Annotated in this window: 5 protein-coding genes; 1 reads left to right on the top strand and 4 read right to left on the bottom strand. The window is 59.0% G+C overall.

The window, feature by feature from the left end; translation table 11 throughout:
• From IL54_RS22230 to IL54_RS24070, 4 genes are all read right to left on the bottom strand, one after another.
• Positions 1-413, bottom strand: a 413-nt coding sequence (locus IL54_RS22230) for a PaaI family thioesterase (RefSeq protein ID WP_156106283.1), incomplete at its 3' end; no start/stop codon positions are given.
• Positions 410-1,030: a glutathione S-transferase family protein gene (locus IL54_RS09090; RefSeq protein WP_052027624.1), complete on the bottom strand. Its 621-nt coding sequence runs from the start codon at positions 1,028-1,030 to the stop codon at positions 410-412. The genes IL54_RS22230 and IL54_RS09090, both read right to left, overlap by 4 nt.
• Before the next feature lie 2 nt (positions 1,031-1,032).
• A complete protein-coding gene (locus IL54_RS09085) occupies positions 1,033-2,292 on the bottom strand; it encodes a cytochrome P450 (RefSeq protein WP_037474978.1) in 1,260 nt (419 codons plus the stop codon).
• On the bottom strand, positions 2,289-4,142 hold the full coding sequence (locus IL54_RS24070; protein WP_037474975.1) for an AMP-binding protein: 1,854 nt from the start codon (positions 4,140-4,142) through the stop codon (positions 2,289-2,291). The genes IL54_RS09085 and IL54_RS24070 overlap by 4 nt, the downstream gene beginning before the upstream one ends.
• Positions 4,143-4,346: 204 nt before the next feature.
• On the opposite strand from IL54_RS24070, the gene IL54_RS09075 reads away from it, so the two are divergent.
• Positions 4,347-6,749 carry a TonB-dependent receptor gene (locus IL54_RS09075; RefSeq protein ID WP_037478213.1) on the top strand — a complete coding sequence of 801 codons (2,403 nt, stop codon included), beginning with the start codon at positions 4,347-4,349 and terminating at the stop codon, positions 6,747-6,749.
• The last annotated feature ends 1 nt before the right edge of the window (position 6,750 follow it).

Here is a 6,750-nt window from a genome sequence, read left to right as displayed (position 1 = left end):
GCCCCTCCGAGAAACATAAATGTTCCCGCCACATGAGCAACAGGATCGACTGCATTCCCCTGGTGCGCCAGCCCGCGTACGAATGCGATATTGTGCGTTAGGCGATAGCATTCGCCCCGACCTATTACATCCGTGCCCGGAATGGCGGGGCGCATGTAATCGACCCGCAAATCCAGTGTGGCCTGATTGGTGAAATGGCCTTTGCGCAACCAAACGGCGAAACTTGTTGCAAGGTCCATCATTGTGATGATCGGACCCGAGGCTAATACGCCCTGGCTCCAGTCGGCCGCTAGGCCGACGTCATAGGGTAAGATCAGTTCTGCCCAGTCGGCGCCATGTGCAGAATAGCGCACTCCAATAGCAGCATTATGTCCGTGGGCGAGCCGATCCTCGATCTCGAGCCTGCCGATCATCGTTGAGCAGCCATCGCGCGCTCGTAAGCAGGCCTCGCTTGAAGGCGGAGCCAATATTGGCGAACAGTCTCAGGCAGGTCCTCAAACAGGCCAGTAAATTGGGAGAGCATCACGGCGTACCCCACTGAGATGTCCGCCATGCTGAACGAGGAGCCAGCAGCGAAGTCACCATCTGAGAGGAAAGACTCGATTCCGCGGGCTCTCGCCAGGAACCATCGAGAGTAGTCCGCCACGACTTGTGCTGACCTCCGGTCCTCCGGCTCGAACTGGCCGTACCGCAGGACGATTGCCTGGGGAAAGGTCAGGGTCGCCTCGCCAAAATGGAGGTAATTAAGATAGGCTCCGAAATTCGGATCACTGGCATTCGGCACAAGTCTGTCGGGCGCGAATTTTGCACCGAGATAATGGCAGATGGCTGCTGACTCGGTCATGCGCAGATCGCCATCGACAAGGAGCGGTACGGTTCCAAGCGGATTTATCTCGAGATAGCTCGGGCACGAGCTGCGCGGCGGGAACGCCATCATCTCGAGTTCATAGGCAATGCCGACCTCTTCGAGTGCCCATAGGGCACGAAACGAGCGGGAGTTGGCGCTGTGGTAGAGCTTCGGGCAGTCCATGCTCAGAACCGAAAATGGATGGGAAGCGTCTTCAGGCCGCTCACGAAAGTTGACTCGATGTAGGTTGGATCGCCTGCAAGTTCGACTTGCTTGAGCCGGGGAAGAAGTTCGGCGTAGAAGGCGCGAATTTCCATCGTGGCAAGGAACTTACCGAGACAGAAGTGCGGTCCGTAGCCGAACGCCAGATGCGCGGGATTGCTGGAGCGATCGACGCGGAATTGGCCGGCATCCGGAAAGACGCTCTCGTCCCGACACGCCGACGGATAGCAAAGCATGATATTTTCACCGGCCGCGATCCTTGTATCGTGCCAGATGACGTCTTCCTGCGGTGTTCGCATGAAATGCTTTACCGGAGCCGTCCAACGCACGAACTCTTCGGCCGCCAGATTGAGCAGACCAAGGTCGCTGCGCAATTTCGTAAGCTGCTCGGGGAACTGCATCAGGCCAAGTAACCCTCCACCGATCGATGCTGCTGTCGTGTCATGCCCGGCAGTGGATGCGATCACGTAGTAGGAGGTCATCTCTCGCTGTGCCATCGGACAGCCGTTCACCACCCCATTGGCAATCGTCGAGATAATGTCGTTGCGGGGCGATTTGCGGCGGTCCTCTGTCAGACCCTGATAATATTCGCCAAACTCGGCGAAAACGTCTCGCGAGCCGCCGGGCGCTGGCGCAGCTTTCTCGTCGGCCTGAGTTTTGAGATCTTTGTCCGCCGGGCTGAACAACCGTTGCGTCAGACGGAGAACATGGGCCTCATCCTCTCTCGGCACCCCCATCAGCGTCATCACCACCCGAAGGGGAAACCAGTAAGCGATGTCAGCAGAAAAATCGCAGGCTTCGCCCATATCCTCCATCCGATCGACAAATTCCTTAGCGATCAGCGCGATCTGAGACTCGAACTTGCGAAGGTTCTTCGGGCCAAACCAGTCCATCGTGACGCTGCGATGGGCACGATGATAGCCGCCATCCATATGGGTCAGCGGCTTGACGCCATTACGGTCGCCATATTTCGCCTCGTAGATCGCTTCGACCTTTTCCGGCAGAAGTACGGTGCGGTCACCTGCTGCATAGGTGGCTGAATTGCGTTCGATGGCCATGATGTCTTCATGCCGTGTCACGACCCAGAATGGACGATAGCCGCGCGGCTCTGCCCTCGCGATTGGGGCGTCGCGCCGTAGCCTGGCATACAGGTCGTAGACCTCAGCGGGCTTCGCGAACGTCGACGGTCGCGCCAGAGATTCGGCAGTAAGGACTTCAGTCATGAACTTGTCTCGCAGAATATCACGTGCAGATTGAGCGCACCGAGTTGATCCTCGATCAGGCTGACGATCGCGGAATCGTGAGAGGTGAAGGAAATCTCCACTGCGATGCAGCCACGGTCGTCACAGACGACCTGCCAGCTATAGTCGTGCGTGGAGTTGATTGCGCCGAGGGTCGCATCGACTACGGCAACGGCAGCGAGGCGACGCAGCTCCGGCTTGAAGATCTTGCGCATCGCCGTGCGTGGCAGGGCTTCCAGCGCGAATATCCTCGCCGGAGTACCGGCGCGTTCGGGCAATCGCTCCTGGCAGAATGTTCGCAGCCTCGCCTCGTTCAGCTCTGCCCCATCGGCGAGCTGGATGAAGGCAACCGGCATCTCCCCAACCCGCACGTCAGGCATGCCCACGGCCGCCGCATCCACGATATCCGGGTGATCAAGGAGGGTTTCCTCAATCGGTGCAGGGTCGATGTTGTGCCCGCCGCGAATGATAAGATCTTTCTCGCGGCCCGTGATCCAGAGGTAGCCGTCAGGATCGAAACGTCCAAGATCACCCGCGTCGATCCAGCGGCCGTCCTGCATGCCCTTGATGAACTTTCCGGCATCCTGTGAGCTGTCGAGATAGCCCGCGAACACCGCCGGCCCGGAGACCACGATGTTGCCGGTCTCGCCAGACTGGCACTCTCGAACGAACCGGCCCTCATCGTCGAGGAGGACGACCCGAACCTTGTATAATGGCGCTTCAATGCCTCCGCTTCCCGGTCGTGCAGGCAGCGTCGACGGATTTACGCAGCAGAAACCTGCCGTTTCCGTCATGCCATAGCCTTCGTAGATTCCGCTCCCAAAGAGCTTCTCATATGACTTGCAGAGGCTGGCCGGCAGCTTGCTCGCGCCGGCTATGAAATAGCGGATCGTAGTCCCACCCCCTGAGTAGGTGGCGAGCAAATCAGCGAACACCGTGGGGACGGAGATGAATTGCGTGAAGCCAAACCTGTCGGCCAATGCCCAGAAATTTTCGGTCAGACCGGGTGTCCTGAACCCTGCGGGCGTCAAGACCACCATCGTCTGGCCAAGGATCAATGTACGCATGGAAGCGATTACGCCCCCACCAACATGAAACATTGGCAATCCGAAGGGGACGACCTGATCCGCATCGACTGTACTAGCCACGGCACTGCTGAAGGCGCCTACGAGCAGGTTACGGTGGGAGAGCCGGGCGACCTTGGGCGCGCCGGTCGTACCGCCGGTCGGGAAATAGGCAGCTATGTCGTTGAGGTCAGGCAGGCGCCCCCGATAGGAAGCGTCAAAATCTATCGCCGGACTAGCAAGCAGGTCGATCGCGCCTCTCGCCACGTCGCCGCCCAGGACGAGATGAAATTGCAGGTCCGGAGCAGCCGATATCAGCGTACACGCAAGCTCGAAGCTGCCGTCTGCCCCTTGCCAGCCAGCTGACATGACCGCCCGCGCACCCGTTGCCCGCGCGATGTCGGCGATCATATCAGGATTCAGAAACGGATTCACCGGCACGACGACGCCAACCAGTTGCGCCGCCCAAAAGCCTGTCAGACTGGCAAGAGAATTGGGCGCCAGATAGAGTATCCGGTCACCCTCGCAGAGACCAATTTCAAGCATGCGATTGGCAGCATGCACGATCGCAGCATGCAGTGCCTTGTAGGTAATCGTCGTAGGCACGGTGTCGAGCCGCGCATCCGGAATGTCGATGACCGCCAGTTTGTCAGGGAAGCGATCAGCCTGGCGTCGGATCGCGTCATAGACGCTGGTGCCGGGCAAATCGAGAAGTGTGGCCGCCTCAAATTCTGCACTGACGTCCTCCAGTGTCGATCCTCCCGCCATCAATCGCTCTCCCGTTGCTGTTCTGCGGAGCCCGGTATGCCGGACCTCTTTTGCAGAGCTCCCACCCGAAAGGATGGGGCGCCAAGCAACGTCGCCCGACAATCCGATCAATGCCCGTCCTTTTTGCGGGGTTGCGGTTTCGCCTTGGGGTCTAGGCCATCGACAACAAGGCCGTCGGGCCTGGCAAAAGAGGAAGGGGTGGATATGCCTGAGAGAAAGTTTCTGACGTCGGTTTCGATCGCTGCAATAGTATTTGCGGTGCTTCCGACCGCTGCGCTTGCACAGGATCGAAATGCTGCAACCGCAACGCAGGGCGCGGATGCAGGTATGGGCGATATTGTGGTAACCGCGCAACGCCGGTCGGAAAGCATCAACAAGGTGCCGCTGTCGATCCAGGCGTTCGGCGGCGAGGCGCTCGCAAAGGCAGGTGTGACCGATGCGTCGGGTATTTCCCAGCTGGTTCCGGCGTTCAACTTCAGCCGCTCCAGCGCCAACACGCCCATCTACACTGTACGCGGCATCGGCTTCAACACGCCCAACCTGTCGGCGACTTCGCCGGTTGGCATCTATGTCGACGAAGTAGCCTATGCCTATCCGTACATGAGCAATGGACCGTCCTACGACATCGAACGGGTCGAGGTGCTGAAGGGCCCCCAGGGCACGCTCTATGGCCGCAACACGACCGGAGGTCTGGTCAATTTCATCACAGCCAAACCGACGCGGGATTTCCATACGGGCCTGACTGCCGAGGTCGGGAATTACCAGACAATCAATTTCGAAGGGTTTGTCAGCGGGCCTTTGACCGACACGCTGAGCATTCGCGTGGCGGGCCGATGGGACACGTCTGACAAGGGGTGGCAGCGCAACGTCAACGTCCCTGGCCAGCGCCTTGGCGAGAAGGACCGCATGGGCGGACGGGTCACGCTCCTCTGGGAGCCAACCGATCGGCTTAAGGTCACGCTTGGCGGTTCGTTCTGGGAGGATAATTCCGACACGATTGCGGTTCAGGCCGTGGCGTTCAATCCCGATTCGGCGCCCTTCGCCGCGCCTGGCCTTGCCGCACAAATCCGCACCGACTGGAAGGCAGGCGAAGCGAGTTGGGGCCCGACCTATGCCGGCAAGCCGTCGTACAAGGCCGACTCCAACTTCTGGTCGGTAACTGGGCGTATCGACTATGAACTCAGCGATGCTTTAACCGTCACATCGCTTTCCGGCTATTCCGACTTGAAACGGCATGACATGAACGACGTGGACGGCACCACGTTCGAACCATCGGAATATCTGTCGGACGGTCGCATTCGGTCGTTCTCGCAGGAGTTGCGGCTGATTGGTGACACGGGAGCCGTCAACTGGGTCGTCGGCGGCTATTATTCACGAGACAAGATTCGTGATGATCAGGTTGGCTATTATCGCGATTCCTCAATCCTCAATACCTTGGCCTTCCTAGGTGGGACAGTGCCGCAGACGACCTATACCCCGGCGCAGATCGCCAATGGCTTCAACACATTCCGCAACCTTTCGAGCCAGATAAGTCGTTCGCTGTCGGCTTTTGCCAATGCAGACTGGGCGATTTCCGACCAGTTCAAGATCAGCGGAGGTGTCCGCTACTCGGACGACAAGCTGGACTTCAAGGGTTGCTCCGCCGACAATGAAGGCAATACCGCACCGGTCTGGAATACCGGCGTGGCGGCGATCGTGGCCGCGCGAACGGGGCGGCCTTTTGCCAATCCGGGCATCGGCACCAATCAGTGCCTGACGTACAAGGCCGACTTTTCTGGTCCATCAGGTCTGGTGAGCAGTCAGCTCAAGCAGGACAATGTCTCGGGCCGCCTGGCGCTGACCTGGACGCCAAACAGCCGGACGCTTGCCTATGCGTCGGTTAGCCGCGGCTACAAGTCGGGCGCCTTCCCGGTCGTTGCGGCCAATGTCGTTACACAGCTCGTGCCCGCCCGGCAGGAGAAGGTCACAGCCTATGAGGCGGGCCTGAAACTGGGACTTTTCAATCGGCTCGTCCAGTTCAACGCCGCCGGCTTCTTCTACGACTATCGCGACAAGCAGGTTTTCGGCGAGATACTCGATCCGATCTTCGTGTCCCTAACGCGCATCGTCAATGTTCCAAAGTCGGAAGTCTATGGCGCAGAGACGGACATCACCATCACTCCGAGCCGCGAGTTGCTGTTCAAGTTTGGTGCATCCTACACCCATACTAAAGTGACCGAATTCTCTGGCTTCAACCGGTTCGGCCAAGCCCAGGATTTTGCCGGGTCGGCTTTCCCGTTCACGCCGAAATATCAGCTCAACGCGCTGGCGTCCTACGACATGCCGATCGACGACAAACTGGCAATCCAGTTTGGCGCCAACGGAAATTATCAGGGCAAGACGGTCGGATCGCTCGACGAGGACCCGGTCTTCGACGTGAAGGCCTACACCATCGTCAACGCAAACATTGCGCTGCACCGCCAAGACGATCGCTGGAGTATCGGCCTGTACGCCCGGAACCTGTTCAACGAGAACTACTACACCGCAACTGACATTCTCACCGATACGTCCATTCGCGTTCCCGGCATGACGCGAACCTACGGGCTTGTCGCATCCTTCAAATACTAAC

Source organism: Sphingobium sp. ba1, assembly GCF_000743655.1.
Classification (GTDB): Bacteria; Pseudomonadota; Alphaproteobacteria; order Sphingomonadales; family Sphingomonadaceae; genus Sphingobium.
This window is presented reverse-complemented; position numbering and strand designations above follow the sequence as displayed.

Coding starts and splice junctions, on each gene's coding strand:
- IL54_RS09090 (WP_052027624.1), bottom strand. CDS start 1,030: ATGGACTGCCCGAAGCTCTACCACAGCGCCAACTCCCGCTCGTTTCGT.
- IL54_RS09085 (WP_037474978.1), bottom strand. CDS start 2,292: ATGACTGAAGTCCTTACTGCCGAATCTCTGGCGCGACCGTCGACGTTC.
- IL54_RS24070 (WP_037474975.1), bottom strand. CDS start 4,142: ATGGCGGGAGGATCGACACTGGAGGACGTCAGTGCAGAATTTGAGGCG.
- IL54_RS09075 (WP_037478213.1), top strand. CDS start 4,347: ATGCCTGAGAGAAAGTTTCTGACGTCGGTTTCGATCGCTGCAATAGTA.